Source organism: Streptomyces rishiriensis (assembly GCF_003112535.1).
GTDB lineage: Bacteria > Actinomycetota > Actinomycetes > Streptomycetales > Streptomycetaceae > Streptomyces > Streptomyces rishiriensis.
The window spans coordinates 114,866-133,436 of the sequence record NZ_BEWA01000007.1; the positions used below are offsets into that span (position 1 = coordinate 114,866).

Annotated in this window: 17 protein-coding genes and 1 pseudogene; 10 read left to right on the forward strand and 8 right to left on the reverse strand. The window is 73.3% G+C overall.

All coding sequences use genetic code 11. The features are described from left to right. Positions 1–183: 183 nt before the first annotated feature. Positions 184–966, forward strand: coding sequence for a peroxide stress protein YaaA (gene yaaA, locus Sri02f_RS13175; protein WP_109001344.1), 783 nt, complete (start codon positions 184–186; stop codon positions 964–966). 189 nt (positions 967–1,155) lie between these two features. Next, positions 1,156–1,821 carry a bifunctional 4-hydroxy-2-oxoglutarate aldolase/2-dehydro-3-deoxy-phosphogluconate aldolase gene (gene eda, locus Sri02f_RS13180; RefSeq protein ID WP_109001345.1) on the forward strand — a complete coding sequence of 222 codons (666 nt, stop codon included), beginning with the start codon at positions 1,156–1,158 and terminating at the stop codon, positions 1,819–1,821. On the opposite strand, the gene Sri02f_RS13185 is transcribed toward eda, so the two are convergent. The 3 genes and pseudogenes from Sri02f_RS13185 to Sri02f_RS13195 form a co-directional block, all read right to left on the reverse strand. Continuing rightward, positions 1,796–3,163 (reverse strand): bifunctional RNase H/acid phosphatase, encoded by a 1,368-nt coding sequence (locus tag Sri02f_RS13185; RefSeq protein ID WP_109001346.1) that lies wholly within the window; start codon positions 3,161–3,163, stop codon positions 1,796–1,798. The two genes, eda and Sri02f_RS13185, sit on opposite strands and share 26 nt — an antisense overlap. 24 nt (positions 3,164–3,187) lie before the next feature. Further along, positions 3,188–3,840, reverse strand: a pseudogene (locus Sri02f_RS13190) (zinc ribbon domain-containing protein). Between the two features lie 86 nt (positions 3,841–3,926). Beyond that, complete coding sequence (locus Sri02f_RS13195; RefSeq protein ID WP_109001530.1) at positions 3,927–4,793, reverse strand: Nif3-like dinuclear metal center hexameric protein; 867 nt, start codon at positions 4,791–4,793, stop codon at positions 3,927–3,929. 355 nt (positions 4,794–5,148) lie between these two features. Here Sri02f_RS13195 and Sri02f_RS13205 point away from each other — a divergent pair, with 355 nt between their 5' ends. Both Sri02f_RS13205 and Sri02f_RS41700 read left to right on the forward strand, forming a co-directional pair. Then, positions 5,149–6,315: a hypothetical protein gene (locus Sri02f_RS13205; protein ID WP_109001531.1), complete on the forward strand. Its 1,167-nt coding sequence runs from the start codon at positions 5,149–5,151 to the stop codon at positions 6,313–6,315. Between the two features lie 97 nt (positions 6,316–6,412). Beyond that, positions 6,413–6,583, forward strand: coding sequence for a hypothetical protein (locus tag Sri02f_RS41700; protein WP_167467541.1), 171 nt, complete (start codon positions 6,413–6,415; stop codon positions 6,581–6,583). A gap of 187 nt (positions 6,584–6,770) precedes the next feature. On the opposite strand, the gene Sri02f_RS13210 is transcribed toward Sri02f_RS41700, so the two are convergent. Both Sri02f_RS13210 and Sri02f_RS13215 read right to left on the reverse strand, forming a co-directional pair. Then, the gene (locus Sri02f_RS13210; RefSeq protein ID WP_109001532.1) at positions 6,771–7,718 is read right to left on the reverse strand and encodes a 3-oxoacyl-ACP reductase; all 948 of its coding nucleotides are present in this window, start codon (positions 7,716–7,718) and stop codon (positions 6,771–6,773) included. Positions 7,719–7,763: 45 nt separating this feature from the next. Then, positions 7,764–8,840, reverse strand: a complete 1,077-nt coding sequence (locus Sri02f_RS13215) for a Zn-dependent alcohol dehydrogenase (protein WP_109001347.1) — start codon at positions 8,838–8,840, stop codon at positions 7,764–7,766. A gap of 34 nt (positions 8,841–8,874) precedes the next feature. Between Sri02f_RS13215 and Sri02f_RS41200 the strand changes: the two genes are divergently transcribed. Then, positions 8,875–9,012 carry a hypothetical protein gene (locus Sri02f_RS41200; RefSeq protein WP_159106704.1) on the forward strand — a complete coding sequence of 46 codons (138 nt, stop codon included), beginning with the start codon at positions 8,875–8,877 and terminating at the stop codon, positions 9,010–9,012. 69 nt (positions 9,013–9,081) lie between these two features. Here Sri02f_RS41200 and chsH3 read toward each other — a convergent pair whose 3' ends face one another. After that, positions 9,082–9,939, reverse strand: coding sequence for an enoyl-CoA hydratase ChsH3 (gene chsH3, locus Sri02f_RS13225; RefSeq protein WP_109001349.1), 858 nt, complete (start codon positions 9,937–9,939; stop codon positions 9,082–9,084). A 381-nt stretch (positions 9,940–10,320) separates the two neighbouring features. Between chsH3 and Sri02f_RS13230 the strand changes: the two genes are divergently transcribed. Both Sri02f_RS13230 and Sri02f_RS13235 read left to right on the forward strand, forming a co-directional pair. Beyond that, positions 10,321–11,910 (forward strand): sensor histidine kinase, encoded by a 1,590-nt coding sequence (locus tag Sri02f_RS13230; RefSeq protein ID WP_109001350.1) that lies wholly within the window; start codon positions 10,321–10,323, stop codon positions 11,908–11,910. Positions 11,911–11,939: 29 nt separating this feature from the next. Next, on the forward strand, positions 11,940–12,572 hold the full coding sequence (locus Sri02f_RS13235; protein ID WP_109001533.1) for a response regulator transcription factor: 633 nt from the start codon (positions 11,940–11,942) through the stop codon (positions 12,570–12,572). 80 nt (positions 12,573–12,652) lie between these two features. Here the strand turns inward: Sri02f_RS13235 and Sri02f_RS13240 are convergent, their stop codons facing one another. Both Sri02f_RS13240 and Sri02f_RS13245 read right to left on the reverse strand, forming a co-directional pair. Continuing rightward, entirely contained in the window at positions 12,653–13,327 is a 675-nt protein-coding gene (locus Sri02f_RS13240; RefSeq protein ID WP_109001351.1) for a class I SAM-dependent methyltransferase, read from the reverse strand. Positions 13,328–13,557: 230 nt separating this feature from the next. Continuing rightward, positions 13,558–15,300, reverse strand: a complete 1,743-nt coding sequence (locus Sri02f_RS13245) for an MFS transporter (protein ID WP_109001352.1) — start codon at positions 15,298–15,300, stop codon at positions 13,558–13,560. A gap of 107 nt (positions 15,301–15,407) precedes the next feature. On the opposite strand from Sri02f_RS13245, the gene Sri02f_RS13250 reads away from it, so the two are divergent. From Sri02f_RS13250 to Sri02f_RS13260, 3 genes are all read left to right on the forward strand, one after another. Next, on the forward strand, positions 15,408–16,256 hold the full coding sequence (locus Sri02f_RS13250; protein ID WP_109001353.1) for an SDR family oxidoreductase: 849 nt from the start codon (positions 15,408–15,410) through the stop codon (positions 16,254–16,256). A 308-nt stretch (positions 16,257–16,564) separates the two neighbouring features. Further along, the gene (locus Sri02f_RS13255) at positions 16,565–17,461 is read left to right on the forward strand and encodes an N-acetylmuramoyl-L-alanine amidase (protein WP_245970632.1); all 897 of its coding nucleotides are present in this window, start codon (positions 16,565–16,567) and stop codon (positions 17,459–17,461) included. Between the two features lie 174 nt (positions 17,462–17,635). Beyond that, positions 17,636–18,463 (forward strand): DUF5336 domain-containing protein, encoded by an 828-nt coding sequence (locus tag Sri02f_RS13260; protein WP_109001355.1) that lies wholly within the window; start codon positions 17,636–17,638, stop codon positions 18,461–18,463. Positions 18,464–18,571: the final 108 nt, after the last annotated feature.

The window sequence follows — 18,571 nt, forward strand, 5'->3', positions numbered from 1 at the left end:
GGCGGTTCCATGCCGGGCCGGGGGCGGGGCGGCGGCACGAGGACTGCACGAGCCCCGGCGGCGGAGGTGCGACGGCAGGCGGCAGGCGGCAGGCGGCAGGCGGCAGGCGGCAGGCGGCGGAACCGGGGCCTCCGGTGGCACGCCGTACGCTGTGCTGCTGAGTTCGATGTGAGGAGATGTCCCGTGCTGGTCCTGCTGCCGCCCTCCGAAGGCAAGGCGTCCTCCGGACGCGGCGCCCCGCTCAAGCCCGAGGCGCTGTCCCTGCCCGGGCTCGGCGCCGCCCGCGAGGCGGTTCTCGAAGAGCTGGTCGAGCTGTGCGCGGCCGACGAGGACAAGGCCCGCGAGGTGCTGGGGCTGAGCGAGGGACTGCGCGGCGAGATCGCGAAGAACACACAGTTGCGCACGGCGGGCGCGCGGCCGGCCGGGGAGATCTACACGGGCGTGCTGTACGACGCCCTCGGCCTGGCCTCCCTGGAACCCGCGGCGAAGCGGCGCGCGGCCCGGTCGCTGCTCGTGTTCTCGGGACTGTGGGGCGCCGTCCGGGTGACGGACCGGATCCCGTCGTACCGGTGCTCCATGGGCGTGAAGCTGCCGGGCCTCGGCGCGCTGGGCGCGCACTGGCGTGCGCCGATGGCGTCCGTGCTGCCCGAGGCCGCCGGGGAGGGGCTGGTGCTGGATCTGCGGTCGGCGGCGTATGCGGCGGCGTGGAAGCCGAAGGGCGAGGTCGCGGCGCGGACGGCCGGGGTGCGGGTGCTGCACGCGCCGACCCGCAAGGTCGTCAGCCACTTCAACAAGGCGACGAAGGGGCGGATCGTGCGCAGCCTGCTGACGGCGGGAATCGCGCCCAGGAGCCCCGCGGAACTGGTGGAGGCGTTGCGGGATCTCGGCTACACGGTGGAGGAGCACGCGCCGACGCGGAACGGCACCGCGTGGGCGCTGGACGTCCTGGTGGACGAGGTCCACTGAAGGAGGCCAACTGAGGGATGTCCGCCGAGGGAGGTCCTCCAGTCCTCCAGGTCTGGAGGGCCTCCAGTTCCTCCAGGTCTGGAGGGCCTCCAGTTCCTCCAGGTCTGGAGGGCCTCCAGTTCCTCCAGGTCATTGCAGCATGTGCAACGACCTTTGCACGGAGTGCGCGCCGATTGCAGGATGAGGCGCATGACCTCACCCCCGTCCTCGCCGTCGGCTGCCTCGCTCTTGGATCTCGCCTCGACGCCCGTGGTGCCCGTGGTGGTCGTCGAGGACGCCGCCGACGCCGTGCCGCTGGCGCGGGCGCTGGTGGCGGGCGGGCTGCCCGCGATCGAGGTGACGCTGCGGACGCCGGCCGCGCTCGACGCGATCCGGGAGATCTCCGGGGCGGTGCCGGAGGCCGTCGTGGGGGCCGGGACGGTGATCTCGCCGGAGCAGGTGACGGCGTGCGCGGCGGCGGGGGCGCGGTTCCTGGTCAGCCCCGGCTGGACGGACGTCCTGCTGACCGCGATGCGCGCCTGCGGGCTCCCCTTCCTGCCCGGGGTGTCGACGACGTCGGAGGTCGTCGCCCTGCTGGAGCGGGGTGTGCGGGACATGAAGTTCTTCCCCGCGCAGGCGGCGGGCGGTACCGCCTATCTGCGCTCGCTCGCCGGACCGCTCCCGCAGGCCCGGTTCTGCCCGACGGGCGGGATCGGTCCCGACAACGCACCGGAGTATCTCGCCCTGCCCAACGTCCGCTGTGTGGGCGGGAGTTGGATGGTCCCGCCGGAAGCGGTCGCGGCGCGGGACTGGTCCCGGATCGAGGAGCTCGCCCGCACCGCCTCCCGCCTCACCGCAGGTGGGACGTGTCGTTGAACAGGCGGACGCTGGCGTTGCCGTCCGCGAAGTAGGCCACGGCCGACAGCGACGCCGCCGACAGCTCCATGCGGAACAGGGACTCGGGCGGGGCGCCGAGGGCGAGCTGCACGAACGTCTTGATCGGGGTCACGTGGGTGACCAGCAGGACCGTACGGCCCGCGTAGGCCGCGGCCAGTCTGTCGCGGGCGGCCGCGATGCGGACGGCGGTCGCCGCGAAGCTCTCGCCGCCGCCGGTCGGCTCGGCCTCCGGATCGGCCAGCCAGGCGTTCAGGTCGTCGGGGTAGCGTTCGCGGACCTCGCCGAAGGTCAGCCCCTCCCACGCGCCGAAGTCCGTCTCGATCAGCCCGTCGTCGACGGTGACGTCCAGCCCGAGACGGGCCGCGACCGCGCCGGCGGTCTCCCGCGTACGGGCCAGCGGGGAGGCGAGGATGTGCTGCACGGTGCCGCGCCGGGCGAGCGCGGCGGCGACCCGCTCGGCCTGTTCCCTGCCGACGTCCGAGAGGGACGGATCCGTGCCGCCGCTGCCGGAGAACCGCTTCTGCGGAGTGAGCGGCGTCTCGCCGTGCCGCAGGAGGACGAAGGTCGCGGGCGCCCCGAGGTCGGGGGCCGCACCCCAGCCGACGGTGGGGGCGGCGACGGCGGGAACGCGGGGCGCGGCGACGGTACGGGCGGCGCGCACGTCAGCGGCGCCGGACCGCGTCGCGGCCTGCGGCTGTTCCTGTGCCTGCGGCTGTTCCTGTGCCTGCGGCTGTTGCCGTGGCTGTGGCTGCGGGGCTGACGACGGGCGGGTCCGGGTCAGCGCCTCGCGGGCCTTCGCCGCGCCCGCGACGGCGTCGCCGGGCGGTCCGGACGGCTCGGGAGCGCGCGAGGCAGCGGCGGCGGCCCTGGCGTCGAGCTCCGCCCTCGACGCCCCGGCGTCCCACTGCTCGCCCCGCTTGCCCGCGTCCATCGCCTCGTTGGCCAGCCGGTCGGCGTGCTTGTTCTGCTCGCGCGGGATCCACTCGTAGGCGACCTGCCCGCCCGGCAGCACCCGGGCGGCCTCCGCGGCGAGCGGCTTCATGTCGGGGTGCTTGATCTTCCAGCGGCCCGACATCTGCTCGACGACCAGCTTGGAGTCCATGCGCACGCGCACCTTCGCCGAGGGATCGAGCTCACGGGCGGCCCGCAGCCCTGCCAGCAGCCCCCGGTACTCGGCCACGTTGTTGGTGGCGACGCCGATGTACTCGGCGCGCTCGACGAGCGTCTCCCCCGTCACCGCGTCGATCACCACGCTGCCGTAGCCCGCGGGCCCCGGGTTGCCCCGTGACCCGCCGTCCGCCTCGACGATGAACTCCCGCACGGATCAAGCCTCTCGGTGGCGCGGCTACAGACCGGACTCGGACGTGCGCACCAGGATGCGGCGGCAGTTCTCGCACCGGACGACCGTGGTGGGCGCGGCCGAGCGGATCTCGTTGATGTCGGTGATCGCCAGCTCCTGGCGGCAGCCCTGGCAGGTGCGCTGGTAGAGCCTGGCCGCGCCGATGCCGCCCTGCTGCCCGCGCAGCTTGTCGTAGAGCTTGAGCAGCTCGGCGGGGACGGACCCTGCGATGACCTCGCGCTCCTTCGTCACCGTGGCCGCCTCGCCGTCGAGTTCCTCGAGGGCCGCGTCCGGCGCGCGGTGGCGTCGTCGATCTTCCCCTGCACGGAGCCGACCCGCTCGGTCAGCTCGGCGACCCGCTCCTGAGCGCTCTCGCGGCGCTCCATGACCTCCAGGACGACGTCTTCCAGGTCTCCCTGCCGCTTGGCGAGCGAGACGATCTCCTTCTGGAGGTTCTCCAGGTCCTTGGGGGAGGTGACGGCCCCGGAGTCGAGCCGCTGCTGGTCGCGGACGGCGCGCTGACGCACCTGGTCGACGTCCTGCTCGGCCTTGGTCTGCTCGCGGGCGGTGTCGCCCTCCTCGGTCTGCGCGGCGACGAGGAGGTCGCGCAGCTGTGTGAGGTCCTTGCTCAGCGACTCGATCTCGGCGTGCTCGGGCAGGGACCTGCGCTTGTGCGCGAGCTGCTGCAGACGGACGTCGAGGGCCTGGACGTCGAGGAGTCGGATCTGGTCGGCGGGCTCGGCGTTCAGTTGGGGGCTCCTGTTGAGCTAGAGGTGGTGTCGGACGCCGCGTGGGCGGTCCAGGGGTCGGTGACCGTGCGGGAGACATGGACCCTGAGGTCCCATCCCCGACGGTCGGAGATCTCGTCGAGCTGGGATGCCGCCAGCTCGCACCAGGGCCACTCGGTGGCCCAGTGCGCCGCGTCGAGCAGCGCGAGAGGACGGGGGGCGCCGGCCGCGATGAACTCCGACGCCGGGTGGTGGCGCAGGTCCGCGGTGAGGAAGGCGTCGACGCCTGCTGCGCGGACCTGCTCGAAGAGGCTGTCCCCGGAGCCGCCGCTGACGGCCACCCTCCGTACGAGCGCCTCCGGGTCCCCGGCCACCCGGATTCCCTGCGCGGTGGCGGGCAGCCGCTCGGCGGCGCGGGCGGCGAGTTCGCGGACGGTGACCGGGTGGTCGAGTTCGCAGACGCGCCCGAGGCCGCGCCGCCCCCCGCCGTCGCTCGGGTCCGGCACCAGGGGGCCGACGACCCGCAGGTCGAGGGCGCCGGCGAGGGCGTCGCTCACTCCGGGGTCGGCGGTGTCGGCGTTGGTGTGGGCGACGTGCAGGGCGACGTCGTTCTTGATGAGGGTGTGCACGACACGGCCCTTGAAGGTGGAGGCCGCGACGGTCGTCGTCCCGCGCAGATACAGCGGGTGGTGGGTGACGAGCAGGTCGGCGCCGAGCTTCACGGCCTCGTCGACGATCTCCTGGACGGGGTCGACCGCGAACAGGACCCGGGAGACCTGCTGCCCGGGATCGCCCACGACCGTACCGACCGCGTCCCAGGACTCGGCCCGTTCGGCGGGCCACAGGTTCTCCAGCGCGGCGATGACTTCAGACAGACGGGGCACGAACAAAAGGCTACCTGCCCCCTCTGCGCGCCCGCACCGCCCGTACCGCCCCTCTCAGGAGAACGGGCCCGTCACGCGCGGTCGGCGCGCCGAACCCGGCCGCGGCGGGGGCCGCGGGCGGCCCTTCGGACGGCCGGGCGAAGCACACGCGTTCCTCCGACCTCAGGCGAATCGCTTCTGCGCCACTCCTTCGAGGGAAGAAGGCAGCTCGTGGGACCCACGCCCGCGCGTGCGAAAACTAGCGTTCGTCGCCGGAGGTGACACAACGATGCCGACGCCGATTCCGATGCCGACGACGACACCGCCGACGCCGATTCCGACGCCGACGCCGACGCCGACGCATATGCCGATGCCGATGCCGGCCTGTGCGATCGAGCCCACCGCGGCGGACGGCGAGATCCTCGAGCCCGCACCGCACGGGGACTGCGTGATCACGGCGAACGGCGCCTACGCCGCACGCCTCGCCCGCGACGGCGACTCCTGGTTCCCGGAGCGCTGGACCCTGGACGGCCCCGAGCCCTACGCCGTGCCGCTGCCCGGCAACCAGCCGGAGGAGCCCGGCACCGAGGTGCACCCGATGGCCGACGGCCGGGTCCTCATCCGGCGGTTCGCCGACGGACGGCACGCCTTCTCCCTGCTGTACCCCACCGGCCCCGGCACGGGCGAACTGCCGCTGGGCGCCGTCGAGTGCCCCGACGAGGGCGCCCGGCTGCGCCTGCTCCCGCCGGCCCCCTGCGGCGAACGCGCCTACGCCCTGGCCGTCGGCCGCTTCACGACGACCGTGTGGCTGGTCGCGGGCGGGTCCTTCGGCCCCGAGCACCTCGCGGAGATCGCGGGGCGCTGCTCCGGCGGCGTCTGGCTGGACCGCACGGGCCGCATGCTCGCGCTGGACCAGGAGGTCGCCGGCCGGACCAAGACCGTCGTGGTGGACCTGGAGCGCGGGGGCGAAGTATCCCCCCTGCTGCAGCTCGCCGCCGACAGCGACGACCGTCTGCTGCTCTCCGACCCCGACAGCGGCCTGCTGCTCATCGCCTCGGACGCCCCCTCGCCGGGAGAGACCCGCCTGGGCTGGGGAGTCCTCGGCAGCACGCTGCCGGTCCGCTTCCCGGAGTGCCTGCGACTGCCCGACCTCGTGCTCACCCCCTTCGCGATCCAGCCGGGCCAGATGCTCGTGCCGGAGGCCTGCGCGGTGGCGCTCCGGATCGACGGCCCCTTCGGCGCCTGGGTCGGCGTCTGGCGCCCCGCCGAACGCAGGCTGCACCAACTCGTCCCCCCGCAGGGGTGGTTGGCGGGCAGCGGGCTGTGGACGCCGGACGGTGTGCTGCGTCTGCCGTACGCCACCGAGGCCGAACCGTGTGGCGTGGCGCCGCTGACCGCGCCGGCCGCGCCCCCGCCCGAAGCCGCCTTCGACGGCGAGCCCGCCCCCTCGGGGGAAGCGTCGGAACCGGCGGCTCCGGCGCCCTGCGCACCCCGTCCGATCCCCCTCCAACAGGCCCCTCTGGGCGGCCTTGTAACGAAGTAGCTGCGGTTGGCGTGGCCGCCTGGATTCGCCCCTCGGTGTGCTGGATAAAATCGCCCGGCTGTAAAGAAAGATCATGTTGACGGGGTGAACTTTTCCGATGAGCGACACAAGCACGATGCGGCCGCTGACCACCGACTCCCAGGACACGGCCGGTCACGGCCGGCACCGGGGCCCGGTCTCGTCTCACGACGGCGACTCGGCACCGCACGGCCGGCACCGCAAGCCGGCTGAGAACCGGGCCGACGACAGGGCCGAGGCGACTGTCTGACAGCGCCGGGAACACAGCGAAGGGGCTCCGGCCGTCCATGGACGGCCGGAGCCCCTTCCGCATACCCCACCCGTCCCCGCGCCGCATGTCTCGCCTTCCGCCGCGCCACATGCGTCACACGTCGCCGCGCCGCATGCCCTCACCCGTCGCCGCGCCGCGCGCCCTGCCCGTCGCCGCGCCGCGTCCCTTACCCCTCGCCGCGCTTCAGTCCCAGCACCTCCGCCGCCGCGAACGTCTCCCCGGCCGGCCGCTGGGCGAAGTGCGCGCCGAGGACGGCGTCCAGTTCCTCATAGCCGAACGTGTCCTCCTTGCTGTCGAACTTCGCGCGCACACGCGGCCGTTCGACGACGGCGACCATGCCTCCGTGCACCACCAGCAGCTGTCCGTTGATCCGCGCGGCGGCCGGCGAGGCCAGATAGCCGACCAACGGGGCGACATGCTCGGGAGCGAGCGGGTCGAGCCCGCCGCCCTCCGGCCCGGACAGCCCGGCGAAGACGTCCTCCGTCATCCGGGTGCGGGCGCGGGGGCAGATGACGTTGGCCGTCACCCCGTACTTGGCGAGCGCGAGCGCCGTGGACGTCGTCAGCCCGACGATCCCGCCCTTCGCCGCCGCGTAGTTGGGCTGCCCGGCCGATCCCGCGAGGAACGCCTCCGACGAGGTGTTCACGATCCGCCCGTACACCGGCGACCCCGACCGCTTGGAGCGCTCACGCCAGTGCGCGGCGGCGAACCGGGTCGTGTTGAAGTGGCCCTTGAGGTGGACCCGGACGACCGCGTCCCACTCCTCCTCGGCCATCGAGAAGACCATGCGGTCGCGCAGGATGCCCGCGTTGTTGACCAGTACGTCCAGCTTGCCGAACTCGGCGATCGCCGACTCGACGAGCAGCCGGGCCTGTTCGAAGTCGGCGACGTCCCCGGTGTGGGCGAACGCCGTGCCGCCCGCCGACCGGATCTCGCGGGCCACCTCCTCGGCGGGAGCGGCCGACGCCTCGCCCGAACCGTCGCGGCCTGGCTGGCCGAAGTCGTTGACGACGACGGCCGCGCCCAGCCGGGCCAGTTCCAGCGCCTCGGCCCGGCCGAGCCCGCGCCCGGCGCCGGTGACGATCGCCGAGAGTCCCTCCAGCGGCCGGGACACATGGCGGGAGACACGGTCGGGAGTGTGCTGAGACATGCGGCGGCCTCAGATCTCGATGCACGTGCGGAGCGCGGCCCCGGTACGCATCTGGTCGAGGGCCTCGTTGATCTCGGCGAGTGCCACACGGTGCGTGATCAGGCCCGACAGGTCGATCCGGCCGGCCCGCCACAGGGCGATCGTCCGCTCGTAGGAGCGCAGGACGTCGCCGCCGCCGTACATCGACGGCAGGATCCGCTTCTCGTCGAAGAACAGCTCGAACATGTTGAGCTGGAGGTAGTCGTCCAGGGCGCCCGCCCCGACGACGACGAGGGTGCCGCCGCGCCGGGTGTTCTCGTACGCGGTGCGCGCGGTCGAGGAACGGCCGACGACCTCGAAGACGTAGTCGAACCCCTCGCCCCCGGTGACGAGTTGCTTCGCGCCGGGCAGCTCCTCCGGCGAGACGGCCTTCGTGGCCCCGAAGTCCAGTGCGGCGTCCCGGCGCGAGGCGACCGGGTCGACGGCGACGATCTCGGCGGCGCCCTTGAGCCGCGCGCCCTGGATCGCGGAGATGCCGACGCCCCCGCAGCCGATGACGGCGACCGACGAACCGGCCTCCACGTCCGCCGTGTTGAGCGCGGCGCCCAGTCCGGTGGTCACGCCGCATCCGATGAGCGCGGCGATGTCGAAGGGGACGTCGTCGGGGATCGGGACCGCACAGCCCGCGTCGACGACGACCTCCTCGGCGAACGTCCCGGTGCCCGCGAAGCCGAAGACGTCCCCGCCGGGGCGGCGGAAGTTGGGCGTGCCCGCGTTCATGAACCCGGCCAGGCACAGTTCGGTCTGACCGCGCTTGCAGGCGGGACACGCCCCACAGGCCGGCAGCCAGCAGACGACCACCCGGTCGCCGGGCTTCACCCGGGTGACGCCCTCCCCCACCTCCAGGATCTCGCCCGCGCCCTCGTGTCCGGGCACGAACGGCGCGGGCTGCGGCAGCACCCCGCCCATCGCGGAGAGGTCCGAGTGGCACAGCCCCGTGGCCCGCACCCGGATCCTGACCCGGCCCGGGCCGAAGCCCACCGCCTCGACGTCGTCGAGGACCTCCAGCTTGTCCTGACCGATCTCGTGCAGTACGGCTGCGCGCATGGTGCGGCTCCCCTCGGGTCCCCTCGGATGCTGGGTGGTTCTGGAGGTGGTGCAGAAGATGGTTCTGGAGGTGGTGCAGAACGTGCTTCAGGCGGTGGTGCAGAACGTGCTTCAGGCGGTGGTGCAGAAAGCGCTTCAGGCGGTGGCGCGGTATTTCGTGCGGGGGTGGTGACGGCGGTGCACGGGATGAAGGCGATGGCGCACGGGGTGGTGACGGCGGTGCACGCGGTGATGACGGCGGTCAGGCGTGTTCGACGATCGTGTCGGCGAGGACCGGTGCGTCGTCCCGCTGGACGGCGCTGACGGCCACCCGGACCGTCCCCTCGCCGCGCCACATGCGGATGCGCAGGGTCTCCCCCGGGAACACCACTCCGGCGAACCGCGTCGCGTAGCCGCGCACCCGCGTGACGTCACCGTCGAGCAGCGTGTCGACGACCGCCTTGAGCGTGATGCCGTAGGTGCACAGGCCGTGCAGGATGGGCCGGTCGAACCCGGCGGACTTCGCGAACTCCGGGTCGGCGTGCAGCGGGTTGTAGTCGCCGGAGAGGCGGTAGAGGAGGGCCTGGTCCTCGCGGACGGCCCGCTCGACCTCCTTGTCGGGATCGCCGGAGGGCGGGTCCAGCCGGGCGGAGGGGCCCCGGTCGCCGCCCCAGCCGCCCTCTCCGCGCACGAAGATCTGGGCGTCGTTGGTCCACAGGGGCCCCTCCGCGTCGGCGACCTCGGTGCGCATGACGAGGACGGCCGCCTTGCCCTTGTCGTACACGCCCGCGATGCGCCCGGTCGCCGTGGCCCGGCCCGCGACCGGGAGGGGGCGGTGGATCTCCAGGCGCTGGCCGCCGTGCAGGACGCGGGCCAGGTCGACCTCGACGCCGGGCATGGACAGTCCGCTGATCACGCCGGGTGAGCCGGAGCCCGCGACGGTGGCGAAACTCGGCAGGACGTGCAGCCGGGACTCCAGTGTGTACCGCAGTTCGTCGGGGTCGGTGGCCGGTACGCCCGCGCCGATGCCGAGGTGGTACAGCTGGACGTCCCGGCGGTCCCAGGCGATCTCGCCGGTCCGGGGTTCGGCGGCGAGCGCCTTGGCTGCGTCGATGGGCATGGGGCTCCTGATCGCTCGGATCGCTCGGATCGTGTCGAGACCTCGGCACGGCCGTCCGCACCGATCGGCCGCACCGAGGTCGCCACGGGGCCGCGGAACGCGTCCTCCACGGAACAGAAACAGGAACAGAAAACAGAAAACAACAACAGATCTAGAACGCGTTCCCATGCGGCGACCCCCTGTATAGCCCAGGCCCCGGTACTTGTGAAGAGACCTGACGGCCGACACCTGACGGTATGTCAGAAACCGTCGACGGTGACATTTGTACCGGCCGGGTCCGTACATCTCGGCACTGCCGCGGACGGGCCCGAGACCGTAGCGTCGGAGTCGGCCGCACCGCCTGGAGCGGTGGGCACGGGAGACGGAAACGGGGACGGGACCATGGCAAGGTCGTTCGAGGACCTGCGGCGCGCACAGGCGTACCGCCGGGCCGCCTGGCGCGCGGCGTTCCGGGAGGCACGGGAGCAGCAGCGGCACTGGAAGGCGGACAAGGAGCGCCTCAAGGCCCAGTACCGGGCCGTCCACGAAGCGGGGCGCCGGAGCGGGGACCCGTCGCAGCGGGTCCCGGACGACGCGGGCCCGCCCGCCAGCGGCTTCACACTGATGCCCTGGCTGCTGATGGGGATGGGCGCCATCTCCAACCTCTTCCACGGCGAGACCCCGAACCCCTGGATCGGCGGCCTCGGGTTGCTGACGTTCAACTCCCTCTACATCTACGTCTCCTTCCGCTCCTTCGTGAAGGAGACCCGCCAGGCGACCTCCACGCGGGTGGCGCTGGCCCTGCTCGGGCTGGTGACCTGCGGGCTCGCCCTCGCCTACGGCGACAGCTGGCTGCTGTTCTTCCCCTTGCTGGGCCTCGCGACGGGCGCGGTCCTGCGCGGTCCCCACCTGCGCGCCGTCGGCACCGCGCTGGCCGCGCTGGCGGGGACGGTCTCCGCCGTCCACGAGGGCTGGGACGGCCTCACGATCGCCTACGCGACCTGGCTCTCCACGATGGTGACCGCCGCGATCCTGTCCCTCTCCGAGGCCGTGCGGGAACTGCGCGCCGCCCGCGAGGAGCTGGCCCGCCGAGCCGTGGAGGAGGAGCGGCTGCGCTTCTCGCGCGACCTGCACGACCTGCTCGGCCACACCCTTTCGGTGATCGTGGTGAAGTCGGAGGCGGCCAGGCGCCTGGCCCTGCGTGACATGGACGCGGCCTTGGCCCAGGTCACGGACATCGAGGCGGTCGGCCGGCAGGCGCTGACCGAGATCCGGGAGGCGGTCACCGGTTACCGCGAGGGAAGTCTGGCCGGCGAGCTGGAACGGGCCCGCTCCGCGCTCACGGCGGCGGGCGTCGAGTCGTCGGTGACCCGGTCCGGGCCGCCGCCGGACCCGCAGAGCGCGGCCCTGCTGGGCTGGGTGGTGCGCGAGGCGGTCACCAACGTCGTCCGGCACAGCGGCGCGACGCAGTGCCTGATCACGGTGACGGCGGCCCCGGAGCGGATCCGGCTGACGGTGACGGACGACGGCCAAGGCCCCCAGGGCGCCGACGGCGACGACAGCGGCGCGCCGGGCGGCGGCACCGGCCTGAAGGGCCTGCGCGAACGCCTCGCGATCGCGGGCGGCTCCCTGACGGCGGGTCCGGGCCCGCGCGGCGGCTTCACGGTCACCGCGGAACTGCCGACCGACTCGCAGGCCGAGTCACCGGCCGACTCTCAGGCCGAGTCACCGGCCGGGCCGCGAGTCGAGCCGCCGGTCCGGCCGACGCCGGACCTCCGGGCGCGCACGGGCGCGATGGCGAAGGGGGATGCTGCCGGCAACTGCGGCAGGGGCGCGGGACGGGCCGGCGACGAGGGCCGGGGTCGAGGCCGGGGCCGGGGTCAGGACGGCGACGGGAACGGGAACGGGAAGGCGACGACCACCTCGTCCGCGGCCGCGGAATCCGTCGGCACGGTGCCGTCCGTCGTCGTCGGGCCTAATCTTGGGCCGTGACCGAGACCCCGGGCGGACCCGTGAACGAGATGCCCCGCTCCCAGCGCCCCACCAAGTCGATCAGGGTGCTCCTCGCGGAGGACCAGGGGATGATGCGCGGCGCGCTGGCCCTGCTGCTGGGTCTCGAACCCGACATCGAGGTGGTCGCCCAGGTGGGCGCAGGGGACGCGATCGTGGACGCGGCCCTCCTCCACCGTCCGGACATCGCGCTCCTCGACATCGAACTGCCCGGCATGAGCGGCCTGGACGCCGCCGCCGAGCTGCGTGAGCAGGCCCCCGACTGCCGGGTGCTGATCCTGACCACGTTCGGCCGGCCCGGCTATCTGCGCCGGGCGATGGAGGCCGGTGCGGCGGGCTTCCTGGTCAAGGACGGTCCCGTGGAGGAGCTCGCGGCGGCGATCCGCCGGGTGCTGACCGGCGAGACGGTCGTCGACCCGGCGCTGGCCGCGGCCGCGCTGAGCGCCGGGCCGAATCCGCTGACGGCCCGCGAGCGGGACGTCCTGGAGGCCTCCGTCGACGGCGCGACGGTCGCCGACATCGCCGCCAGGCTGCATCTGTCGGAGTCCACGGTCCGCAACTACCTCTCCTCCGCGATCGGCAAGACGGCCACGCGCAACCGCATGGAGGCGATGCGCGCGGCCCGCCAGCAGGGCTGGCTGTAGGCAGCGGCCCCGGCCGGCGCAGCAGCGGGCGCCTGCACACGGTGGCGCCGCGCCCGCGGACGTCGCCGCCGTAGCGCCTCCTACCGTTCGCCGAGCGCCGCGCGCGTGCGCCGCAGCACTCGCAGCGAGCCGGTGTCCGAGACCTCCGTGAACGCGCCGGACTCCAGGGCGCGCAGGTAGACGCGGTAGGGGGCCTGCCCGGTGAACTCGTCGACCGGGTCGGGGAACACGTCGTGGATGACGAGGAGACCGCCCTCGGCGACATGCGGCGCCCAGCCCTCGTAGTCGGCGCTCGCGTGCTCGTCCGTGTGGCCGCCGTCCACGAACACGAGCCCGAGGGGCGAGTTCCAGAACGCGGCGATCTGCGGCGACCGTCCGACGAGCGCGACCACGTGCTCCTCCAGGCCCGCCCGGTGCAGGGTCCGGCGGAACGCGGGCAGCGTGTCCATCAGGCCGATCTCCGGGTCGACCGTCTCCGGGTCGTGGTACTCCCAGCCCGGCTGCTGCTCCTCGCTCCCGCGGTGATGGTCGAGCGTGAGGACGCTCACCCCGGCCCGGCGGGCGGCGTCCGCGAGCAGGATCGTGGAACGTCCGCAGTAGGTGCCGACCTCCAGCAGCGGCAGCCCGAGCGCTCCCGCCTCGACGGCGGCCGCGTACAGCGCGAGCCCCTCGTCCACGGGCATGAATCCCTTCGCCGCCTCGAACGCGGCCAGGATCTCGGGCTCGGGCGCCGCGGTCGTGGGGGTCGCGGTCATGGGGGTCCTTCCGGTGGTACGCGGGTGTGGGCGCCCATGCTGCCGCACCCCCCGGCGCGGTCGCGACGGGGGGTGCGGCAAGGCGGGACCCTCAGGGAACTCAGGGCGCTCGGGGCACACAGGGCACCCAGACGACCGGGCCGTCGGGCCAACGGCCGTCGGGCGATCAGACGGTCAGACGGTCAGACGGTCAGACGGTCAGGCGGTCAGGCCGTCGACTGGTCGGACGGTCAGGCGTTGACCGTCTCGCCCGGCAGGGCCAGGTCCAGGTCGACCGGCCGCTCGTCGCCCGCATGGGTCGCGGAGCTCGCGAGCGGGCCGTGACCGGAGGCCTTGGCGGCGAGGACGTAGGCGCCCTGGGCCGGGACGGCGAGGGCGTAGCTGCCGTCCTCCTGCGACAGGGTGGCGCCCGCCTGGCGGCCGCGGCGGTCGATGAGGGTGACCTTGGCGCGGGCGACCGGGGCGCCGCCGGCGTCCAGGACCCGGCCGCGGAAGCCCCGCAGGGCCTCTTCGGCGCGCTCCAGGTTGGCGTCCTCCTCGCTGCTGGCGCGCAGCTGCGGCACGGCCGACGGGCGCTGCTGCCTGGGCAGGAAGAGAGCGAGGATCAGGCCCACCGCGACGGCGCCCGTGGCGATCAGGAAGGAGACGCGGAAGCCGTGCATGGTCGGGACGGCGACGCCGCCGACGTCGTTCGCGGTGTTGGCCAGCACCATGCCGATGACGGCGCTGGACACCGACGTGCCGATGGACCGCATCAGGGTGTTGAGGCCGTTGGCCGCGCCGGTCTCGGAGGCCGGGACCGCGCCCACGATCAGTGCGGGCAGCGAGGAGTAGGCGAGGCCGATGCCCGCGCCCAGGACGACCGCGATGACGAGGCTCTGCCAGGCGGCGCTCATCAGGCCGAGGCCCGCGCCGTAGCCGATCGCGATGATCAGCATGCCCAGGATCAGGGTGAATTTGGGGCCGTACTTGGCGGACAGCCTGGCGTAGACGGGCGCGGTGATCATCATCGTCAGGCCGAGCGGCGCGACGAGCAGTCCGGCGACGACCATCGACTGGCCGAGGCCATAGCCGGTGGCCTTCGGGAGCTGGAGCAGCTGCGGCAGGACCAGGGAGACGACGTAGAAGGAGACGCCGACCATGATCGAGGCCAGGTTGGTGAAGAGGACGGCCGGACGGGCCGTGGTGCGCAGGTCGACCAGCGGGGCCTTCACCCGCAGCTCCATCACGCCCCACAGGACGAGGACGACGGCGGCGGCGGTGAAGAGGCCGAGGGTGGTGCCGGAGGTCCAGCCCCAGTCGCTGCCCTTGGTGATCGGCAGCAGGAAGAGGACGAGGCCGATGGAGAGGCCGATCGCGCCCAGGACGTCGAAGGTGCCCTCGGCGCGCGCCGGCGACTCGGGGACGACGAGGAGGGTGAGGACGATGGCGAGCACGCCGAGGCCGGCCGCGCCGTAGAAGAGGGCGTGCCAGTCGGCGTGCTGGGCGATCAGGGCCGCGAGGGGCAGGGCGAGACCGCCGCCGACGCCGATCGAGGAGCTCATCAGTGCCATCGCCGAGCCGAGCTTCTCGCGGGGCAGCATGTCCCGCATCAGGCCGATGCCGAGCGGGATCGCGCCCATGGCGAAACCCTGGAGGGTACGGCCGGCGATCATGGTGAGCAGGTCGCTGGTGAGCGCGCTGACCAGGGCGCCGACGACCATCACGGCGAGGCTGGCTATCAGCATGCGGCGCTTGCCGAACAGGTCGCCGAGGCGGCCCATGATCGGGGTGGCCACGGCGCCCGAGAGCAGGGTCGAGGTCAGGACCCAGGTGGCGTTGCTGGGTGCGGTGCCCAGGAGCTGCGGCAGGTCCTTGATGACCGGGACCAGCAGGGTCTGCATCACCGCGACCACGATGCCCGCGAAGGCGAGGACCGGGACCACGGCTCCGCTCGCCTCGCGGGTGGGCCGGTCGGTCGTCGTGTGCGTCATGAGGGGGTGCCTCCGGGCGGTGGTTCGGTGATTACATGGGACCTGAACCTGTATGCACGGGCAACTATTCCGGTGCTTCAGCACACTAACGATTTCTTTATCTTCTCTTGACGTTGGCGCGAGCGACGGCAGGGCGGGGCGGCGAGCGCCGACCGGAGCCCGGCCGCCCCTACGGCCTGCCCCTGCGGGTCGGATCCGCCAGACCCGCCGACCTCGCCCCGCCGCCCGGCGTCCAGACGGTCGCCCTCGACCTCACCGATCCCTCGACCTTTCCGGCCGCGCTGGCCGGCGTCACCGCCGTCTTCCTCTATGCGAGCGCCGACCGCGTCACCGACTTCGTCGAGCAGGCCCGGCGGGCCGGAGTCGACCATGTCGTGGTGCTGTCCAGCTCCGGCGTCCTGGGGCTGCTCGGCCCCGAGCCGAAGCACGACGCCCTGGCCGCCTCCCACCTGGCCGTGGAGCGCGCGCTGCTCGCCTCGCCGATCGAGACCACCCTCCTGCGGCCGGGCTCCTTCGCCGCCAACGCCAGGGCCTGGGCATGGCCGGTCAAGGCCGGAAGGCCCATCAGCCTGCCCTTCCCCGGCGCTCACACCGACCCCGTCCACGAGAAGGACGTGGCCGAGGCCGCCCACGCCGTGCTCACCGACCCCCGGCGCCGCGGCGGCCGGTTCACCCTCACCGGACCCGAGTCGCTGACGTTCGCCGAGCAGATCGACCGTCTCGCCGCCGTCACCGGTCTGACCGTCGCGTACGAGCACGTCACCCCGGAGCAGTGGAAGAAGGAGACGGCCGAGCACATCCCGGCCGCCTACGCCGACGCCCTCCTCGCGTGGTGGCGCTCCACGGACGGCAGGCCCGTCGACCTCACCCGCACCGTCGAGGAACTCACCGGCCATCCCGCCTACTCCTTCACCGTCTGGGCCGCCGACCACATCGCCGGCTTCACCACGCCCTGACCGCGCGCATCCGGGACCGGCCGCGGTTCGCGGGGTGCGGTGGCCGCGGAGAGTCTCCGCCCGGCTGGTGATCGGAAAGGTGGCGAAGGCCGCCCGGCTCCCCCGTACGACCGGTTCTTCTGCCTGGCTCCCGCCGGCAACGAGTACCGGTCGGCGGAGGTGACGCTTCAGGGGCGCCCGTTAGGGTGGCAGGCGTGTCGTACCCAGGCCCGCACTCCCACCCCTTCGGCCCCACCGACCCCAACCGCTCGTCCGACTCCTTCGGCTCGTCGGACTCCTTCGGCTCCGACCGGCCCCGGCGGTCCCGGCTGCGCCGTCCGCTGACGGTGGCGCTGGCCGCGCTCGTGCCCGGCGCGCTGCTGGGCTGGCTGGCGTACGAGGCGCTGGGCGGGACCGGGAGCGGCGGGGACGGCGGACCGGGCGGGGCGCGGGCGGGGGCGGGCGCCTCCTCGAACGCCCCGGGGACCGCCCCGGCCGGCGGCGACGACCGGCCGGGCACCCTCTCCGCGCCACCGAGCGGGGCCACCGCCCCCCTCAAGGGCAAGGTCGTCGTCATCGATCCGGGGCACAACCCCGCCAACGTCCGGCACACCGCCGAGCTCGGCCGCCAGGTGGACATCGGCACCAACCGCAAGGAGTGCGACACCACGGGGACGTCCACGAACTCCGGTTACAGCGAGGCGGAGTTCACGCTGGACGTGGCCCACCGGCTGCGCACGCTGCTGCAGCGGCAGGGCGCCACGGTGAAGCTGACGCAGGACGGGGACCGGCCGTTCGGACCGTGCGTCGACGAGCGCGCCCGCATCGGGAACACGGCGCACGCCGACGCGGTCGTCTCGATCCACGCCGACGGCTCGGCGGCCGGCAACCGCGGCTTCCATGTGATCCTGCCGGCCGCGGTGCACGCGGGCGCCGCGGACAACCGGGCCGTCGTCGGCCCGTCGAAGGATCTCGGCAAGCTGATCGCGAGCGACTTCGCCCGCTCCACGGGCACTTCGCCGTCCAACTACGTCGGAGACGGAACCGGTCTCGTCACGCGAAGGGACCTCGGCGGTCTCAATCTGTCAACGGTTCCCAAGGTGTTCATCGAGTGCGGCAACATGCGCGATAGCAAGGACGCGGCGCTGCTGACCAGTGGCGTCTGGCGGGAGAAGGCGGCGCAAGGGATGTCCGAGGGAATCGTGAGCTTCCTGCACGGGTCGTGATCAGCGCGCAGATCCCGGCGGACAGCGCGATCGTGCGGACGATAGTGTCGTTCCTACGATGAGGGGCCACCCCCGCGCTCACACCTGGGCCTGACGGTGACCTGGTGACAGCGACGCCTCCAGCGATATGTGCATGCGTGTGCCGATGACGAGACGACTGACGAAGGACCTGAAGTGAATATCCGCTCCCTCACTCGAGGCGACGGCGTGGTGATCGGAGCAGCGGTATTGCTGTTCGTCGCGTCGTTCTTCGACAACTACTCGATCAACGGGATCCCTGACAGCTACGACCTGCCGAACCTCTGGAACAGCGGGCCTGTGCTGTTCAGCGTCGTGCTCGCGGGGATCATCGGCGCCGCTCTCGTGGTCGTCAGCCGGGGGCTGCCGCAGGCGCCCAAGGTCGCCGGACTCGAGCTCCGCCAGTTCGGCGTGGCCTTCACGGTCTTCGCCGCGTGGAGCGCGCTCGGCAACATCTTCGACCCGTCCGGCGGCTACGACAACGTCGGCGACAGCTCGAACGCCCCCGACGCCGGCGCGGGTCTGATCCTGGCCCTCATCGCCACGCTGGTGCTGGCCGGCGCCGCCGTCGCCACTCCTCTCGTCCCCGCTCTCCAGGCCGGTCTCGTCCCGGCGCCGAAGCCGCAGGCTCCGCAGCCCTACGGCGCGCAGCCGCCCGCCGGTTACGGCTACCCGGGCGCACCGCAGCCGTCGTCGTTCGGCGGTCAGCCGCAGCCGGGCCAGCCCGGTCAGCCGGGCGGGCAGCCGTTCGGCGGTCAGCCGGGTCCGGCGCAGCCGGCGTCCGCGGACTTCTCCCCGTTCTGGTTCGCCGTGCCCGTGCCGCGTCCGCTGTACGCGGAGGACGGCGCACCGACGCCGATCGCCGAACTGGCTCCGGGCACCTGGTACCTGGCGGTCGAGCAGGGCGCCCAGGGCCTGGTCGCGCAGACCCAGGACGGCCGACGCGGCGTCCTGCGGGACGCCTCCGGCATCCAGCGCGGCTGAGCGTTCGCCCGTACCGGCATCCAGGGCGGCTGAGCGTCCGCCCGTACCGCGCCGCACCACGGCAAGCAGGCCCCTCGCCCTTCCGGGCGGGGGGCCGTTGTCGTACAG